This is a genomic window from Nonomuraea sp. LPB2021202275-12-8 (genome assembly GCF_037044575.1).
Taxonomy (GTDB): domain Bacteria; phylum Actinomycetota; class Actinomycetes; order Streptosporangiales; family Streptosporangiaceae; genus Nonomuraea.
Genome location: NZ_JBAHWD010000191.1, coordinates 1 through 289, shown reverse-complemented (window position 1 = coordinate 289; position 289 = coordinate 1). Strand labels below are relative to the sequence as shown.

Below are 289 nucleotides of genomic sequence, written 5' to 3'. Positions count from 1 at the left end.
CGGCCGGTGGTCTGCCTCAGGATCCGCAACTGGACCGGGCGGGCCTGCGGGTATTGCGGGTAGAGGGCGGCGATCGCGGGGGTGGGCTTCCCGTCGATGAAGGGCGCCGATCCGTTGATCGATTCGATGATGTCGCCCGGGCGTAGTCCGGCCGCCTGCGCCGCGCCGCCCTGCACGGTGGTGACGAACAGCGGCGGGAGGGCGACTCCGGGGTTGCCGTCCACCTGGGGACCGTTGACGTTCGCCTGGAAACCGAGGCCGTAGCCGTCGCCTTCGTAGTAGTCGGGCG

1 protein-coding gene is annotated in these 289 nt (G+C 70.9%); it reads right to left on the bottom strand.

Going from position 1 to position 289, the window contains the following annotated elements:
• On the bottom strand, positions 1–289 hold a 289-nt coding region (locus V5E28_RS49335), incomplete at both ends, for a PDZ domain-containing protein (protein ID WP_336217235.1).